The organism is Microbacterium flavescens, assembly GCF_018588945.1.
Taxonomy (GTDB): Bacteria; Actinomycetota; Actinomycetes; order Actinomycetales; family Microbacteriaceae; genus Microbacterium; species Microbacterium flavescens.
The window spans coordinates 1-16,016 of the sequence record NZ_JAFIWA010000004.1 but is presented as its reverse complement, the minus strand read 5'-3'; the positions used below and the strand labels follow the sequence as shown (position 1 = coordinate 16,016).

The 16,016-nt window shown below is 70.0% G+C and carries 17 protein-coding genes and 1 tRNA gene; 16 read left to right on the top strand and 2 right to left on the bottom strand.

Translation table 11 applies throughout. The features are described 5' to 3' along the window. The first annotated feature begins 69 nt into the window (after window positions 1-69). The 12 genes from obgE to JX005_RS09065 all read left to right on the top strand — a co-directional run bounded on the left by obgE (window position 70) and on the right by JX005_RS09065 (window position 10,847). Window positions 70-1,578 (top strand): GTPase ObgE, encoded by a 1,509-nt coding sequence (gene obgE / locus JX005_RS09120; protein ID WP_214467191.1) that lies wholly within the window; start codon window positions 70-72, stop codon window positions 1,576-1,578. After that, window positions 1,575-2,414, top strand: coding sequence for a glutamate 5-kinase (proB, locus tag JX005_RS09115; RefSeq protein WP_214467190.1), 840 nt, complete (start codon window positions 1,575-1,577; stop codon window positions 2,412-2,414). Before obgE ends, proB begins: the two co-directional genes overlap by 4 nt. Beyond that, a complete protein-coding gene (locus JX005_RS09110) occupies window positions 2,411-3,670 on the top strand; it encodes a glutamate-5-semialdehyde dehydrogenase (protein WP_214467189.1) in 1,260 nt (419 codons plus the stop codon). Before proB ends, JX005_RS09110 begins: the two co-directional genes overlap by 4 nt. Window positions 3,671-3,723: 53 nt before the next feature. After that, window positions 3,724-3,948, top strand: coding sequence for a hypothetical protein (locus JX005_RS09105; RefSeq protein WP_214467188.1), 225 nt, complete (start codon window positions 3,724-3,726; stop codon window positions 3,946-3,948). An 11-nt stretch (window positions 3,949-3,959) separates the two neighbouring features. Further along, entirely contained in the window at window positions 3,960-4,556 is a 597-nt protein-coding gene (gene nadD / locus JX005_RS09100; protein ID WP_214467187.1) for a nicotinate-nucleotide adenylyltransferase, read from the top strand. Then, window positions 4,553-5,755 carry a hypothetical protein gene (locus JX005_RS09095; protein WP_214467186.1) on the top strand — a complete coding sequence of 401 codons (1,203 nt, stop codon included), beginning with the start codon at window positions 4,553-4,555 and terminating at the stop codon, window positions 5,753-5,755. The genes nadD and JX005_RS09095 overlap by 4 nt, the downstream gene beginning before the upstream one ends. Next, complete coding sequence (rsfS, locus tag JX005_RS09090) at window positions 5,755-6,132, top strand: ribosome silencing factor (protein ID WP_214467185.1); 378 nt, start codon at window positions 5,755-5,757, stop codon at window positions 6,130-6,132. The genes JX005_RS09095 and rsfS overlap by 1 nt, the downstream gene beginning before the upstream one ends. A gap of 72 nt (window positions 6,133-6,204) precedes the next feature. Next, window positions 6,205-6,277, top strand: a tRNA-Ala gene (locus tag JX005_RS09085). A gap of 128 nt (window positions 6,278-6,405) precedes the next feature. After that, window positions 6,406-6,882 (top strand): VOC family protein, encoded by a 477-nt coding sequence (locus JX005_RS09080; RefSeq protein WP_214467184.1) that lies wholly within the window; start codon window positions 6,406-6,408, stop codon window positions 6,880-6,882. Between the two features lie 170 nt (window positions 6,883-7,052). Further along, entirely contained in the window at window positions 7,053-8,036 is a 984-nt protein-coding gene (locus tag JX005_RS09075; protein ID WP_307858539.1) for a PQQ-dependent sugar dehydrogenase, read from the top strand. Window positions 8,037-8,082: 46 nt separating this feature from the next. Next, complete coding sequence (locus JX005_RS09070) at window positions 8,083-9,171, top strand: zinc-binding metallopeptidase family protein (protein WP_214467182.1); 1,089 nt, start codon at window positions 8,083-8,085, stop codon at window positions 9,169-9,171. Next, the gene (locus tag JX005_RS09065) at window positions 9,168-10,847 is read left to right on the top strand and encodes an acyl-CoA dehydrogenase family protein (RefSeq protein WP_214467181.1); all 1,680 of its coding nucleotides are present in this window, start codon (window positions 9,168-9,170) and stop codon (window positions 10,845-10,847) included. The genes JX005_RS09070 and JX005_RS09065 overlap by 4 nt, the downstream gene beginning before the upstream one ends. Window positions 10,848-10,921: 74 nt before the next feature. Here JX005_RS09065 and JX005_RS09060 read toward each other — a convergent pair whose 3' ends face one another. Together JX005_RS09060 and JX005_RS09055 are read right to left on the bottom strand one after the other, a co-directional pair. Next, entirely contained in the window at window positions 10,922-11,335 is a 414-nt protein-coding gene (locus tag JX005_RS09060; RefSeq protein WP_214467180.1) for a dinucleotide-utilizing enzyme, read from the bottom strand. Window positions 11,336-11,423: 88 nt separating this feature from the next. Then, entirely contained in the window at window positions 11,424-12,383 is a 960-nt protein-coding gene (locus JX005_RS09055; RefSeq protein ID WP_214467179.1) for a COX15/CtaA family protein, read from the bottom strand. A gap of 267 nt (window positions 12,384-12,650) precedes the next feature. Between JX005_RS09055 and sufB the strand changes: the two genes are divergently transcribed. The 4 genes from sufB to JX005_RS09035 form a co-directional block, all read left to right on the top strand. Next, the gene (sufB, locus tag JX005_RS09050; RefSeq protein WP_214467178.1) at window positions 12,651-14,069 is read left to right on the top strand and encodes a Fe-S cluster assembly protein SufB; all 1,419 of its coding nucleotides are present in this window, start codon (window positions 12,651-12,653) and stop codon (window positions 14,067-14,069) included. Beyond that, a complete protein-coding gene (sufD, locus tag JX005_RS09045; protein ID WP_214467177.1) occupies window positions 14,069-15,259 on the top strand; it encodes a Fe-S cluster assembly protein SufD in 1,191 nt (396 codons plus the stop codon). The genes sufB and sufD overlap by 1 nt, the downstream gene beginning before the upstream one ends. Further along, complete coding sequence (locus JX005_RS09040; RefSeq protein WP_214467176.1) at window positions 15,256-15,585, top strand: non-heme iron oxygenase ferredoxin subunit; 330 nt, start codon at window positions 15,256-15,258, stop codon at window positions 15,583-15,585. Before sufD ends, JX005_RS09040 begins: the two co-directional genes overlap by 4 nt. Window positions 15,586-15,630: 45 nt before the next feature. Next, on the top strand, window positions 15,631-16,016 hold a 386-nt coding region (locus JX005_RS09035), incomplete at its 3' end, for an ABC transporter ATP-binding protein (RefSeq protein WP_214467175.1).

The window sequence follows — 16,016 nt, the reverse complement described above, 5'->3', positions numbered from 1 at the left end:
GGCGGGCTTCGGCTCGCCCCTTTCCCTTTACTCTGGGCCTGACCCAGACCGCTTCGTGAGGGGGAACGCATGGTCACTTTCGTCGATCGTGTGACGCTGCATCTGCGCGCCGGCAAGGGCGGCAACGGCTGCGTGTCCGTGCGCCGTGAGAAGTTCAAGCCGCTGGCCGGCCCCGACGGCGGCAACGGCGGGCATGGCGGCGACGTCGTGCTCGTCGCCGACCCCCAGGTGACCACCCTCCTCTCGTACCACCACTCGCCGCATCGCTCCGGCGGCAACGGCGGCTTCGGCATGGGCGACCACCGGTCCGGCGCGGCCGGCGAGTCGCTCGAGCTCCCCGTGCCGGTCGGCACGGTGGTGAAGGATGCCTCGGGCGAGACTCTCGTCGACATGATCGACCCCGGCATGCGCTTCGTCGTCGCCCCCGGCGGCCTCGGCGGGCTCGGCAACGCGGCGCTGGCGAACCCCAAGCGGAAGGCGCCCGGCTTCGCGCTGCTCGGCACCCCCGGATGGGAAGGCGACGTCCAGCTCGAGCTGAAGACCGTGGCCGATGTGGCTCTGGTCGGCTTCCCCTCGGCCGGCAAGTCCAGTCTGATCGCGGCCGTCTCGGCCGCGCGGCCGAAGATCGCCGACTACCCGTTCACCACGCTGCACCCCAACCTCGGCGTCGTGCAGGCGGGAGAAGTCCGGTTCACCGTCGCCGACGTTCCCGGCCTCATCGAGGGCGCGAGCGAGGGCAAGGGCCTGGGCCTCGAGTTCCTCCGCCACGTCGAGCGCTGCACCGCGCTGGTGCACGTCCTCGACTGCGCCACGCTCGATCCCGGTCGCGACCCGCTGACCGACCTCGACGTGATCCTCGCCGAACTGGGTGCGTACCCCGTTCCCGAGGGCCAGACGCCTCTCCTCGACCGTCCGCAGCTCATCGCGCTGAACAAGGTCGACGTGCCCGAGGCCAAGGATCTGGCAGACCTCGTGCGGCCCGAGCTCGAAGCGCGCGGCTTCCGCGTGTTCGAGATCTCCACCGTCAGTCACGCGGGTCTCCGCCAGCTCACCTACGCGCTCGGTGACATCGTCTCGGCGCACCGCGTCGAGCAGGCGAAGACCCCGCCCCCCGAGCGCATCGTCATCCGCCCCAAGGGCTCCGAGAAGGAGTTCTGGGTGCGCGTCGAGGGCGGCACCTACGGCAACATCTACCGCATCCTGGGCGAGAAGCCGGTGCGGTGGGTGCAGCAGACCGACTTCCAGAACGAAGAGGCGGTGGGTTTCCTCGCCGACAGGCTCGAGAAGCTCGGCGTCGAGGACGAGCTCTTCCGTGCCGGCGCGACTCCCGGAGCGACCGTGGTCATCGGCGAGGGCGACGGCATCGTCTTCGACTGGGAGCCGTCGCTCACGTCGGTCGCCGAACTGGCGACGGCTCCGCGCGGCACCGATCCGCGCCTGGTCCAGAGCGGCCGTCGTACGACGACCGAGCGTCGCGAGCGCTACCACGACATGATGGACGCGAAGGCCGACGCCCGCGCCGAACTCGAGGCCGAGCGCCGCGCAGCGAAGGACTGGAGCGCGGAGGGCGACGAGTGACGCTCGAGCGCGGCGACCTGCCTCAGGCGCGAAGGGTCGTCGTGAAGGTCGGGTCCTCCTCGATCAGCGGCGACAACGCTGCGAACATCGCTCCGATCGTCGACGCCCTCGCCGCGGCACACGGCCGGGGAACCGAGATCGTCCTCGTCTCGTCGGGCGCCATCGCCACGGGCATGCCCTACCTCCTGCTCGACGAGCGTCCGAGCGACCTCGCCACCCAGCAGGCCGCCGCGGCGGTCGGCCAGAACGTGCTGATCTACCGGTACCAGGCCGCTCTGCGCCCCTTCCGGATCGTCGCAGGACAGGTGCTGCTCACGGCGGGCGACCTCGAGAATCCCATGCACCGGTCCAACGCGCGCCGCGCGATGGAGCGGCTCCTCGGCCTGCGCATCCTGCCGATCGTCAACGAGAACGACACCGTCGCGACCCACGAGATCCGCTTCGGCGACAACGACCGGCTCGCAGCCCTCGTGGCGCAGCTGATCGGGGCCGATGCTCTGGTGCTGCTCAGCGACATCGAATGCCTGTACACCCGCCCGCCGGACGAGCCCGGCGCGACACCCATCCCGCGCGTCGCCTACGGCGACGACCTGCAGGGCTTCGAGTTCGGCTCCGTCGTCGTCAACAGCGTCGGCACCGGCGGTGCGGCGACCAAGGTCTCGGCCGCACGGCTGGCCGCGGCATCCGGAATCGGCGTGCTCGTCACGAGCGCCGACCTCGTCGACCGCGCACTCGCGGGCGCCGACATCGGCACCTGGTTCCAGCCGAACCCCGAGCCGACCGCCCCCGCGGCGACCGGACCTGTGCGCACGGCCGCCGATAAACTGAGCGGATGACCACGACGGCCACGACCGCCCGCGAGCGGATGCTCCTCGCCAAGGAGGCCTCCCGCACCGTCGGGCTCCTCACAGACGCCGCCAAGCGGGATGCCCTCGCGGCGATCGCGCGTGCGATCGAGAACGCCGCCGGCGACATCGTCGCCGCGAACGGCGAAGACCTCGAGCGCGGACGCAGCACAGGGCTGTCGGTGGCCCTGCAGGACCGGCTCCGCCTGGACGAGCCGCGGGTCGCCGCCCTGGCCGCCGCCGTGAGAGACGTCGCTGAGCTGCCCGACCCGGTCGGACGCGTGCTCGACCGCCGCACGCTCGAGAACGGCGTCGAGCTGACGAAGGTCGCGGTCCCGTTCGGCGTCGTCGGCTCCATCTACGAGGCCCGTCCCAACGTCACCGTCGACATCGCCGCACTCGCGCTTCGCTCGGGCAACGCGGTCGTGCTGCGTGGCGGCTCGGCAGCCGAGCGCACGAACGCCGCCCTGGTGCGGGCGATGCGCGGGGCCCTCGCCGAGTGCGGGATCGAACCCGAGGCGATCCAGACGGTGGACGAGTTCGGCCGCGAGGGGGCGCGCGAGCTCATGCAGGCGCGCGGCATCGTCGATGTGCTCGTGCCGCGGGGGAGCGCCCAGCTCATCGAGACCGTCGTCACCGAATCGTCGGTGCCCGTCATCGAGACCGGAGCGGGTGTCGTCCACATCGTGCTCGACACCACGGCTCCGCTCGAATGGGCACGCGACATCGTCGTGAACGCCAAGACCCAGCGTCCGAGCGTCTGCAACGCCGTCGAGACGGTGCTCGTCGTGCGGGACGCCGCCGATCGCCTCGTGCCCCCGGTCGTGGCGGCGCTGCGCAGCTCTGGCGTCATCGTGCACGGCGACGAGACGGTGTCGTCCCTCGCAGCCGACGTGGTGCCGGCGACCGACGAGGACTGGGCGACCGAATACCTCAGCCTCGACATCGCCGTACGCGTCGTCGACGACCTCGACGACGCGCTCGACCACATCCGCCGCTACTCGACGCATCACACGGAGTCGATCATCACCGAGGACCCCGCCCATGCGGAGCGGTTCCTCGCCGAGGTGGACTCCGCCGTGGTCATGGTCAACGCCTCGACGCGGTTCACCGACGGCGGCGAGTTCGGCTTCGGCGCCGAGGTCGGGATCTCGACGCAGAAGCTCCACGCGCGCGGCCCGATGGGGCTCTCCGAACTCACGAGCACGAAGTGGCTGGCGCGGGGCGTCGGACAAGTGCGCGCCTGACCGCCTAAACTGAGAGACAGCCTGTGCCCGCAGGCGAACGGAACGGAGTCCGAATGACCATCGCCACGATCGTCGCCCTCGCGGCGGAAGAGACCGAGCACCACGGCAACGTCGCTCTCGAGACCGTCGGCTACGGCATCGTTGCGCTCCTCATCTTCGGCGCGCTGGCCATCGTGACGCTCTCGTACCGCAACGTCGCCAACCGCCACTCGCACAAGGCCGAGGCGTACGCCCGCGCCCACGCCAACGACGTTCAGCACGTGGGGCACGGCCACTAGGGCCGTACTGCATGTCGGTGACGGCCGCCCCGAGGATCGGGGTCATGGGTGGGACGTTCGATCCCATCCATCACGGGCACCTGGTCGCCGCCAGCGAGGTCGCGCAGTGGTTCGATCTCGACGAGGTCGTGTTCGTGCCCACCGGGCAGCCGTGGCAGAAGTACGACGTCTCGCCGAGCGAGCATCGCTATCTGATGACGGTGATCGCCACGGCATCCAATCCCCGCTTCACGGTGAGCCGCGTCGACATCGACCGGTCCGGGCCGACGTACACGATCGACACGCTGCGCGATCTGAAGGCCCAGCGGCCCGACGCTGAGCTGTACTTCATCACCGGCGCCGACGCCATAGCGCAAATTCTCAGTTGGAGGGACCATGATGAGTTGTGGGACCTCGCGCATTTCGTCGCGGTCTCCCGCCCCGGGCACGTGCTCAGCACGGACGGATTGCCCAGTGAAGACGTGAGTCAGCTCGAGATCCCCGCTCTCGCCATCTCGTCGACGGACTGTCGCGACCGCGTAGAACAAGGACACCCGGTGTGGTACCTGGTCCCCGACGGGGTCGTCCAATACATTGCGAAGCATCATCTCTACCGGAGCAAGGAATGACTGAACCCGAGCAGCCGGCGAACCCACCGCTGACGCGCAAGCAGATGCGCGAGATCCGGAACACCGGATCGACCCCTGTGATCACACCCGAGAGCGCGGCTGCCGCCGCCGCTCCCGCGGAGCCATCCGCAGCCCCTGTGGCCGAGGAGCCGTCGGCTCAGGCCGCGCCCGAGCCGCCCGCGCCCGCACAGACCGCACCGCCGCAGACGGCGCCTGCCTCTTCCGAGCCGCGACCGACGCCGCCCGCCCCGGCCGGACCGCAGCCCGCGCACGCGCCGATCGGCTCTGCGCATCTTCCGCGCGCCGCCGCACCGGTCGTGGTGCCTCCCGCCCCCGCCGCCGATTCCTCCGTCGACCTGGGCGCCCCGGCCCTGACGCGCCGTCAGGCACGCCAGCAGGAGCGCATCCGGACGGCATCCGTTCCCGTCATCACGCCGGAGGTGGCCGCGGCGCACTCCGCCTCCACCTCGTCGTCGAGTGTCCTCACTGAGGCGCCGTCCTTGACTCGCACCGAGCCTGTGGGCCTGAACAGCGGCATGCACGACCTGTTCGGCCTGCCGACGGCCCCTGCGCCGATCATCGCCTCTCCGGAGAGCGTCGCGACGCCGTCCCGGCCGGAGCCGGCACGCACGGTCTCGCCGTGGTCGGACGCCCGTCCCACTGCAGAGACGGCCGCTGACGCCGCTGAGAAGGAGGCCGCCGAGAAGGAGCGCAGCGTGAGCCCGCTCCTGGGCGCAGGCCTTCTCTCCGGCGAAGCCGAGCAGGCGGACCTGCCGCCTTCGTTCGACCAGCTCCTCGCGCGCACGGGCTCCGTGTCTATGCCGAATGCCCTGATCCTCTCGCAGGCCCCAGAGGTCGCGCCGATCGTCGCGCCCCTCAGCTCGACCGGCGAGGTGCTCATCACCGGCACGTTCAATCTGCCGGAAGGCCTCGGCTCGACCGGCCACGCCCGCGGCACCGCCGACGGCAAGGAGGTCGACGCGACTCTGGTCGACGGCGAACTCCCGGCCCACTCGTCGCCGACGCCGATCGCGGCCAGCGCGGCGATCAGCACGGTGAAGACCGCCGGCGAGGTCATCCGGCCCCCCGTGCCCGAAAAGGGCAGCAAGCTCATGCTCACGCTCGCGATCACCGCCGGCGCCCTCGCCCTGGCGCTGGTCGGCGTCCTCATCCTCGCCTTCGTGACAGGAGTGCTGTGATGACGGCATCCGCTCAGTCCATCGACATGCTGCAGATCGCGGCGGTCGCCGCAGACGCGAAGGGCGGAGAGGACCTCGTCGCGCTCGACGTGTCCGAGCCGCTGCCGCTCGTCGACATCTTCCTGCTCGTGACCGGACGCAGCGAGCGCAACGTCGCCGCGATCGCCGACGAGATCGAGGACCGTCTGCTCGAGGCCGGGCACAAGCGACTGCGCCGCGAAGGGCGCCAGGAGGCGCGCTGGGTCCTGCTCGACTTCGGCGACCTGGTGGTGCACGTCTTCCACGAGCAGGAGCGCGTGTACTACGGGCTCGAGCGGCTCTGGAAGGACTGCCCGGTGGTGCCGGTCGAGGTGCCCGCCGCGACGCCCGCCGAGTAGGTCGCGGCTGGTTCGGAGCACGCTCCGACGTGTTGTAAGCTTGTGGAGTTGCCTCGCGGGGCAGCGAAACAAGGGCCTGTGGCGCAGCTGGTAGCGCACCTGCATGGCATGCAGGGGGTCAGGGGTTCGAGTCCCCTCAGGTCCACCGAAAAGAGAGTCCCCGGTTCGCCGGGGATTTTCGCGTTTCTGCAGGATGCGGGCGACGAGCGTTCGTCACCCGCTTGACCGCCCCGCCGGGACGGGGGAGCCTGGGGGAATCTCGAGGAGGCCCCCATGACCGACGTGACTCCGTTCCTGTGGTTCGACAACGACGCCGAGGCGGCGATCGGCTTCTACACCGAGCTCATCCCCGATTCGGCGATCGTCTCCATCGGTAGGTATCCCGATGAGGTGCCGGGCATGGGCGGGAAGGTCATGCACGCCCACTTCCGTCTCGCCGGCCGTGACTATTACGCAATGGATGCCGGGCCCCAGTTCCCCTTCACCGAAGCGGTCTCGCTCTATGTCGCGTGCGGCGATCAGAGCGAGGTCGACCGCTACTGGTATGCGCTGATCTCCGACGGGGGCGAGGAGCAGCCCTGCGGCTGGCTCAAGGACCGCTGGGGTCTCTCGTGGCAGATCATCCCCGACCGCCTGATCGAGCTCATCCGCCATCCCGACCCCGAGACCGCCCACCGGGCGGTGCAGGCGATGCTGTCGATGCACCGGATCGACATCGCCGCGATCGAGGCGGCGGCCGCAGCAGCGTGATGCGCGCGCGTCGAGCGGTCGCGCTCGGGGGTCTCGTGCTCGCCGTGGTAGGGGCATCCGGCTGCACCGCGGCGACAGCCCCCTCTCCTATCCCGTCCCGTGCGTCGACTTCGGCGGCCGGTTCGGCATCCCCGGCCCCGTCGGCGGCGGCTACGGCGGGATGGTGGCGCGTGGGCGGCGAGCCGCAGACTCTCGCGTCGGGCCTGGCTGCGCCGTGGTCCGTCGTGCCGATCGGCGACGGGGGAGCGCTCATCTCGCAGCGCGACGACGGCCGCGTGCTCGAGCTGACGCCGGCGGGCGATCTCCGGGAGGCGGGCACGATCCCGGGCGTGGTCTCGGGTGGAGAGTCGGGACTCCACGGCCTGGCGATGCTGGAGGACGGCGCCGAAGCCTGGCTGTACGCGTATCACGGCGCCGAGGACGACAACCGGGTGGTCCGGATGCCGCTGCAGGGCGATCCCGGAGCACTGGCCCTCGGCGAGTCCGAGGTCGTCATCGAGGGCATTCCCCGTGCGAACACCCACGACGGCGGACGCCTCGCGTTCGGACCGGACGGCTTCCTGTACGTGTCGACGGGCGACGCCCAGCGGCGCGAGGCGCCGCAGGATCCCGCTGCGCTCGGGGGCAAGATCCTGCGGCTGACCCCTGAGGGCGAACCGGCGCCCGGCAATCCGTGGGACAACGCCGTGTGGACACTCGGACACCGCAACGTGCAGGGACTGGCGTGGACGAGCGACGGCACGATGTGGGCCAGCGAGTTCGGCCAGAACACCTGGGACGAGCTGAACCGCATCGACGCCGGCGCGAACTACGGCTGGCCGGTCGTCGAGGGGGAGGCCGGCCGCGACGGGATGGTGGACCCCGTGGAGTCGTGGGCGCCGAGCGAGGCGAGCCCGAGCGGAATCGCCGCGTACGGTGACACGGTGTTCGTCGCGGGACTGCGGGGCGAACGGCTGTGGACGGTCGACACCGCCGCCGGTGCTCTCGCCGCCGAGCCGCTGGCCGTCCTCGCGGGCGAACAGGGCAGGCTCCGCGACGCCGTGGCCGCTCCCGACGGCACGCTGTGGGTGCTCACGAACAACACGGATGGCCGGGGGAGTCCGCGCGCGGAGGACGACCTGCTGCTGAGACTCCCGCTGGCGCCCGCGACATGAGCGGGATCGAGGTCCTGCCGAGAACGACGGGCACTACGGTGAAACCGTGAGCTCTCAGCCCCGCTGCCCGCACTGTCGCCACTTCGTCTACCTCGACGCGCTGACGTGCCCGAACTGCGAAGCCGAGCTCGGCTATCACATCGTCACGCGGGACTTCTTCGGCGTCCGTCATGGCCAGGTGACGATCGACGACAAGACGTGGTACACCTGCTCGAACCGCGACTGGGACTGCAACTGGCTGGTGCGCGAGGACGCGCCCGCCGGGCGCTGCTTCTCGTGCCGGCTCACGCGGCGCCAGCCCGCCGCGGACGACACGGTCGCGCTCGAGAAGCTGGCCAAGACCGAGGAGGCCAAGCGCCGCCTCCTGCTGCAGCTGGGCGATCTCGGACTGCCGATCGTGCCGTGGGACGTGAAGCCGGGCGGGCTCGGCTTCGACCTCATCTCGAGCCTGACCGACGGCAAGAAGGTGATGATCGGCCACGCCAACGGCATCATCACGATCGACCTCGCGGAGAGCCTGGACGACCGGCGTGAGGCGCTGCGGGTGCGGCTCGGGGAGCCGTACCGGACGATCCTCGGCCACCTCCGGCACGAGGTCGGCCACTACTTCCAGAACGTGCTGCTCACGAACGACGAGTCCTGGCGCCGATGTCGTGAGCTGTTCGGCGACGAGCGCGCGAGCTACAAGGAGGCTCTGTCCCGTCATTACAAGCTCGGCGCCCCTCCGGAGTGGCACGACAGCTTCATCTCCGAGTACGCGACCATGCACCCCTGGGAGGACTTCGCCGAGACCTTCGCCCACTACCTGCACATCACCGGAACCCTGCAGACCGCGGCGGTGATCGGCATCCACCTCGATGCGTCGGTCACGAACCTGCGCGACACCGACGTCGTCCCTCTCGCGTCGTATCGCGACGAGCCCGTCCAGCGCCTGCTGAGCGACTGGGAGTGGATGTCGCAGGGCTTCAACCGCATCAACCGCGCCATGGGCTTCGGCGATCTCTATCCGTTCACCATCGTCGGACCGGTGCGGCACAAACTGGAGTTCGTGCACGACGTCATCACGCGCGCGCCCCTGACGTTCGACGAGCAGGCGGCGCTGGCCCTGTCCCGCGATGAGGGAGAGCCTTCATGACGTCGTTCTCACGCGGGCAGCGGGTGATCGGCGCGGCGACGCACTACGTCGAGAATCAACCGCCGTGGCGGGTGGACATCGACGAGTTCGCGGTGAATGAGCCGCTCACCGCTGCGGTGGAGGCGTTCGGCGCGGGATGGGCGGCCCCGGCCCTCCATGACGCCGGAGCGCTCGTGGGCTCGACGGCCTTCCAGCGCGACGCGCACCTGGCGAACGTGCACACGCCCGTGCTCCACACGCACGACCGCTGGGGATTCCGTCTCGACGAGGTGGAGTACGACTCGTCGTATCATCGCGTCATCGCCGCGGCGCTCGCTCACGGTGCGCACACGTCGGCGTTGTCCGATCCGCGGCCCGGGGCGCACGTGGCCCGCGCGGCCACGTTCATGCTCTTCGCACAGGTCGAGCCCGGCCACGCGTGTCCGGTGTCGATGACCCACGCGGCCGTCGCCTCCATCCGGGACTCGCCGTGGGTGGCCGACGGCTGGCTGCCGCGGCTGTACTCGCGTGAGTACGAGCCGCGACTCCTGACGGCCGAGGACAAGACCAGTGCGCTCATCGGCATGGCGATGACGGAGAAGCAGGGCGGGTCGGACGTGCGCGCGGGCACCACGGTCGGCGAGTCGATGGGCGGCCACGCGTATCAGCTCACCGGTCACAAGTGGTTCTGCTCGGCGCCGATGTCGGACGGCTTCCTCGTGCTCGCCCACACGCGGTCCGGAGCGACAGAGGAGGGACTCTCATGCCTCTTCGTGCCGCGCCTGCTCCCGCACGGCATGCGCAACGTGTTCCGCCTGCAGCGTCTGAAGGACAAGCTCGGCAACCGATCGAACGCGTCCGCCGAGGTCGAGTTCGACGGCACGGTGGGATTCGTGCTCGGCGAGCCCGGCCGCGGTGTGCGCACGATCATCGAGATGGTCGAGCGCACACGTCTGGACTGCGTGCTCGGTACGGCCGCGGGGATGCGCCAGGCCGTCGCCGAGGCGGTGTGGCACGCACGCGGTCGCACGGCGTTCGGCGCGAATCTCGTGGATCAGCCGTCGATGACGGCGGTCCTCGCCGATCTCGCGCTCGAGTCCGAGGCGGCGATGCTGACCGGCCTGCGCCTGGCGCAGCTCTTCGAGGCCGAGGCGTCCGATCGCGACGTCGCCCTCCGCCGGCTCGCGACGCCGGTGTCGAAATACTGGGTCTGCAAACGCGGCCCCCAGCACGCGTACGAGGCCCTCGAGTGCCTCGGCGGCAACGGCTACACCGAGGCCTTCCCGCTCGCGCGGCGGTATCGCGAGCAGCCGGTCATGGCGATCTGGGAGGGCTCCGGCAACGTCATCGCGCTCGACGTCCTGCGCGCACTCACGCGCGACCCCGACTCGGCCGAGGCCTTCGCCGACGAGCTGTCCGCGACGACCGGGGCGTCGAAGGTCCTCGACACGCATGCCGAGCGCACGCTCGCGCTCCTGGGCAGGCTCGCAGGTGCCGACCCGGGCGAGGCGCAGGCGCAGGCACGCCGCCTGACCGAATCGCTGGCCCTGGCGTTCCAGGCATCCCTGATGCTGCGTCATGCGCCGTCGACCGACGCCGAGGCGTTCATCGCCGCGCGGCTGGGCGAGGACCGGGGAGCGCAGTACGGGGTGCTGCCGGCGGGGACGGATGCCGCGGCCATCGTCGCGCGCCACTGAGGCGACCCCCGCCCGAGGCGCGGCCAACGGCCCCACGCGCCGACGGTGTCAGGCGTGGGGCCGAAGTGAGAAGGTCAGCGCGTAGGCGCCGGCTCCGTAGTCTCGGTGGGCTCGGCGGTCTCGATGGCCGAGGTGTAGCCGAGTCCGTTCTCGTAGCCGTGGCCGGCGACGGGGGCGTCTTCTGCCGTCGTCGCGTCGAGCGGCTGGGCAGCCTCGACCGGCGCATACGGGCGCAGCGTCGCGGCGGCGGCGATCGCGAGCGTGATCAGCACGCCGAGCACGCCGGCGCCCAGCAGGATGCCTCCGACGACCGCGACGGTCTGGCCGACGTAGACCTCGACACCCGTGGCGGTGCCGTCGGTGAGGGTCGTGGTCATCACGCCGAGCTTGTCGATCAGGAGCACGGCTCCGGTGACGGCCGTCGCGAGCGAGGCGGCCAGGAGAGCCCAGAAGGGGATGCTGCGGACCAGGCGGGGGCGGGTGGACATGTTCGATCACTCCTCGGGATTCGCGGCCCAGGTCGGCCGCGGCATCCGTCACGCTTCCATCCGCCCCGGTGCGGAAGCGATGTGCCGCCTATGAGTCTGCTGTGCGCTCCAGGTCGGCGACCGGTGCCTTCAGATTCATCACCACGGCCGTCATCGCCGCCACGAGCATCACCGCCAGCACCATGTGGATGTTCACCAGCCAGATGGGCAGGCCCGTGCGCGCCTGCCAGAGGCCGACCACGATCTGCGCCAGCTCGACCGAGAGCAGAAGCCCGACCCAGAGGGGGAGGCGCAGGGCAGGGGGAGTCCGGCGCGCGCCGACCAGCAGGACGATCGTGAGAGCGAAGGTGATGTAGGCGGGCCACGAGTGGACGTGCTGCATGAACTCGGCGTCGAGGCCGTTCCGCGCAGCGCCGCCGTCGCCGGCGTGAGGACCGGAGCCGGTGACCAGAATGCCGACGACGACCGTGACGACCACGAACACGCTGGTGAGGTGGGTTGTGAGGGCATACCAGCGGGGTACGGCGCGTACGCGCGGACCGGGCGTGGCGTAGACGCGCACGACGAGCACCGCCGAGAGCGCCACGAGCACGACGGAGGCGAAGTAGTGCAGGCCGACCACGTAGGGGTTGAGGTTCGTGAGGACGGTGATCCCGCCGATCACGGCCTGCAGCGGAACGTAGAGGCCGATCGCCAGCGAGAGCCAGAAAAGGTCGGGCCGCTCCCGCCGCATCCGCACGACGAAGAGGAACATCAGGATCGCCACGACCACGAGCACGAAGGTGAGCAGGCGGTTGCCGAACTCGATCACGCCATGGATGCCCATCTCCGGCGTCGCGACGAAGGACTCCGGGGTGCAGCGGGGCCAGGTCGGGCAGCCGAGCCCGGACCCCGTGAGCCGTACCAGGCCGCCGGTGCCGACGATCCCGATCTGCACCACCAGGGTCGCCCACGCCAGCGCGATCACGCGGCGATCGATCGTCGCAGGGAGCCGGTCCCACAAGCGCCGCCTCACGCCGGGCTCCGTCGTCGTCGGTTGCGCGGACATGCTTCTCATCGCCTCCTGGTGAGGGCTCCGCACGACGGCCCGCAGGACATGCGGAACCCGGTGCCGGGGTGGAGCCTGTAGAATCGAGGGGTCGGTCACGCGCGCAGAACCGCATGGGTTCGGGCGCGGTGAACCACTGACAGTCTAGGCGCGAAGGTCAGCGCCGAATGAGAGGGCCCACGAGCGGCATCCCCCTCCGGTAACTCCACCGGAGGAGCCGGAATGCCGGGGCGGATGAACCGCTAGAGCCCGGAGGAGAACGTGACGATGTCTGATGTGCTGATCGACCGCCCGGAGCTGGATGGCCTGGGTGTCTACGAATTCGGATGGCACGACACGGACGCCGCGGGCGCCGTGGCGCAGCGTGGCATCAATGAGAACGTGGTCCGCGGCATCTCGGCTCTGAAGAGCGAACCGGAGTGGATGCTGAAGACCCGCCTGAAGGGCTATCAGCTGTTCGGGCGCAAGCCGATGCCGACCTGGGGTGCCGACCTCAGCGAGATCGACTTCGACAACATCAAGTACTTCGTGCGCTCGACCGAGAAGCAGGCCGGCAGCTGGGAGGAGCTCCCCGAGGAGATCCGCAACACGTACGAGCGCCTGGGCATCCCCGAGGCCGAGCGCCAGCGCCTCGTCGCGGGCGTCGCCGCGCAGTACGAGTCCGAAGTGGTCTACCACCAGATCAACGAGCAGCTCGAGGCGCAGGGTGTCATCTTCATGGACACCGACACCGCACTGCGCGAGCACCCGGAGTTCTTCGAGGAGTACTTCGGCACGGTCATCCCGGCCGGCGACAACAAGTTCGCCGCGCTCAACACGGCGGTGTGGTCGGGCGGCTCGTTCGTCTACGTGCCCCCGGGCGTGCACGTCGAGATCCCGCTCCAGGCGTACTTCCGCATCAACACGGAGAACATGGGCCAGTTCGAGCGGACGCTCATCATCGCCGACGAGGGCTCGTACGTGCACTACATCGAAGGCTGCACCGCCCCGATCTACAAGAGCGACTCGCTGCACTCGGCGGTCGTCGAGATCGTCGTGAAGAAGAACGCACGCGTGCGCTACACGACCATCCAGAACTGGTCGAACAACGTCTACAACCTCGTCACCAAGCGTGCGGTCGCCCACGAGGGCGCCACGATGGAGTGGATCGACGGCAACATCGGGTCCAAGGTCACGATGAAGTACCCGTCGATCTTCCTGGTCGGGGAGCACGCCAAGGGCGAGACGCTGTCCGTCGCCTTCGCCGGTCCCGGCCAGCACCAGGACGCCGGCGCGAAGATGATCCACATGGCGCCGTACACCCAGTCGTCGATCGTCTCGAAGTCGATCGCACGCGGCGGGGGCCGCGCGGGCTACCGCGGCGAGGTGCGCGTCGACGCCAATGCGCACCACTCGGCGAACACGGTGCGCTGCGACGCGCTGCTGGTCGACACGATCTCGCGCTCCGACACGTATCCGGCCATCGACATCCGCGTGGACGACGTGCAGCTCGGCCACGAGGCGACGGTCTCCAAGGTCAGCGAGGAGCAGCTCTTCTACCTCATGAGCCGCGGCATGCCCGAGGACGAGGCCATGGCCATGATCGTGCGCGGCTTCATCGAGCCGATCGCCCGCGAGCTGCCGATGGAGTACGCACTCGAACTGAACAAGCTCATCGAGATGGGCATGGAAGGATCCGTCGGATAGTGAGTTCCATGACCCAGGCCCCCGCCACCGTCCCCGGTGCGCAGGGCCACACCGATGGCGCCGGTGCGTTCGTGCCGGTGCAGACCCGCGATGAGCGTCTCCGCTCGTTCGACCCCTCGGACTTCGCCGCCCCCACGGGCCGCGAGGTCAACTGGAAGCACACGCCGGTGGACAAGCTGGCCGCGCTGTTCGTCGACGAGGCCGGGCCCCACGGGGTCATCGAGGTGACCGTCGATGCGCCGGACGAACTCGTCCAGCAGCGACTCGCCGTGGGCACCGCCCCGCGCGGCGAGGTGTTCCAGCCCGAGGACCTCCCGAGCGCGATCGCGTGGAGCCAGGAGGCCGAAGCGCCCCTGCTGCGCATCCCGGCCGGCGCCGAGCTCTCCGAGCCGGTCCTGGTCGACCTCAAGGGAACGGGCGGCGTCGCGCACGCGCACGTCGTGATCGAGGCGCAGGCCAACTCGCACGCGACCGTGGTGCTCCACCACACCGGCACCGCACTGCACGCCCAGAACGTCGAGATCATCGTCCGCGACGGCGCGCACCTCACGCTGGTGACGGTGCAGCGATGGGACGATGCCGCGGTGCACGCGGCATCCCACCAGGCCCGCGTCGAGCGCGATGCGACCCTCCGGCACATCGTCGTCAGCTTCGGCGGCGGCGTCGTCCGGGTGAACCCCAGCGTCGAGCTCGCCGGAGCCGGATCGCGCGGCGAGCTGTACGGTCTCAGCTACTCCGACGCCGGCCAGCACCTCGAGAGCCAGGTCTACCTGCACCACAAGGGGCCGGAGACGTCCGGCGACGTGCTCTACAAGGGTGCGCTGCAGGGCGAGGGCGCGCGGAGCGTCTGGATCGGCGACGTGCTCATCGGGCCCGACGCTGTCGGCACCGACTCGTACGAGGCGAACCGCAACCTCGTGCTCACCGACGGCGCGCGCGCTGAGTCGATCCCGAACCTCGAGATCGAGACGGGCGACATCCGCGGCGCCGGTCACGCCAGCGCGACGGGTCGCTTCGACGACGAGCAGCTGTTCTACCTGCAGGCCCGTGGCATCCAGGAGGACGAGGCCCGTCGCCTCGTGGTCCTCGGATTCCTCGCCGAGATCGTGCAGAAGATGGGCGTCCCCACGCTCGAGGCCGAGCTCTTCGCGGCGATCGAGGAAGAACTCGCGCAGGCGGTCGCCCGATGACCGCCCAGCGCGTGTGCGCCCTCAGCGAGCTCGAGCAGGATGCGGCCATCCGCGTCGAGGTCGACGGCGTCGCCATGGCGGTCGTCCTCGACTCCGCCGGCGAGGTCCATGCCATCGGCGACACCTGCACCCACGGCGACATCTCGCTCGCCGAAGGCTTCGTCGACGGCGACACGCTCGAGTGCTGGGCCCACGGCTCGGCGTTCTCGCTGCGCACCGGCCAGCCCCTCAACCTCCCCGCTTACGAGCCCGTCCCCGTGTTCGCCGTCGTGATCGACGGCGACGACGTGCTCATCGATCCTGCTGTGAAGAAGCCGGTCGGATAGCTCCTCACGGACCCGACCGCCCGCACAATGAGAAGAGAAGTCTGAATGTCTGTCCTCGAGATCCGCGACCTCCACGTGACGGTCGAGACGGATGCCGGAACCACGCCCATCCTCAACGGTGTGACGCTCACCATCCGCACCGGCGAGACCCACGCCATCATGGGCCCCAATGGCTCGGGCAAGTCGACGCTCGCGTACACGATCGCCGGTCACCCGAAGTACAACGTGACCAGCGGCACGATCACGCTCGACGGCGAAGACGTCCTCCAGATGTCGGTGGACGAGCGCGCCCGCGCCGGCCTGTTCCTGGCGATGCAGTATCCCGTCGAGATCCCCGGCGTGACGGTGACGAACTTCCTCCGCACCGCCAAGACCGCCATCGACGGCGAGGCCCCTTCGATCCGCACGTGGACGAAAGAGGTCAAGTCCTC

Coding starts and splice junctions, on each gene's coding strand:
- obgE (WP_214467191.1), top strand. CDS start 70: ATGGTCACTTTCGTCGATCGTGTGACGCTGCATCTGCGCGCCGGCAAG.
- JX005_RS09110 (WP_214467189.1), top strand. CDS start 2,411: ATGACCACGACGGCCACGACCGCCCGCGAGCGGATGCTCCTCGCCAAG.
- JX005_RS09105 (WP_214467188.1), top strand. CDS start 3,724: ATGACCATCGCCACGATCGTCGCCCTCGCGGCGGAAGAGACCGAGCAC.
- nadD (WP_214467187.1), top strand. CDS start 3,960: ATGTCGGTGACGGCCGCCCCGAGGATCGGGGTCATGGGTGGGACGTTC.
- JX005_RS09095 (WP_214467186.1), top strand. CDS start 4,553: ATGACTGAACCCGAGCAGCCGGCGAACCCACCGCTGACGCGCAAGCAG.
- rsfS (WP_214467185.1), top strand. CDS start 5,755: ATGACGGCATCCGCTCAGTCCATCGACATGCTGCAGATCGCGGCGGTC.
- JX005_RS09080 (WP_214467184.1), top strand. CDS start 6,406: ATGACCGACGTGACTCCGTTCCTGTGGTTCGACAACGACGCCGAGGCG.
- JX005_RS09065 (WP_214467181.1), top strand. CDS start 9,168: ATGACGTCGTTCTCACGCGGGCAGCGGGTGATCGGCGCGGCGACGCAC.
- JX005_RS09060 (WP_214467180.1), bottom strand. CDS start 11,335: ATGTCCACCCGCCCCCGCCTGGTCCGCAGCATCCCCTTCTGGGCTCTC.
- JX005_RS09055 (WP_214467179.1), bottom strand. CDS start 12,383: ATGTCCGCGCAACCGACGACGACGGAGCCCGGCGTGAGGCGGCGCTTG.
- sufB (WP_214467178.1), top strand. CDS start 12,651: ATGTCTGATGTGCTGATCGACCGCCCGGAGCTGGATGGCCTGGGTGTC.
- JX005_RS09040 (WP_214467176.1), top strand. CDS start 15,256: ATGACCGCCCAGCGCGTGTGCGCCCTCAGCGAGCTCGAGCAGGATGCG.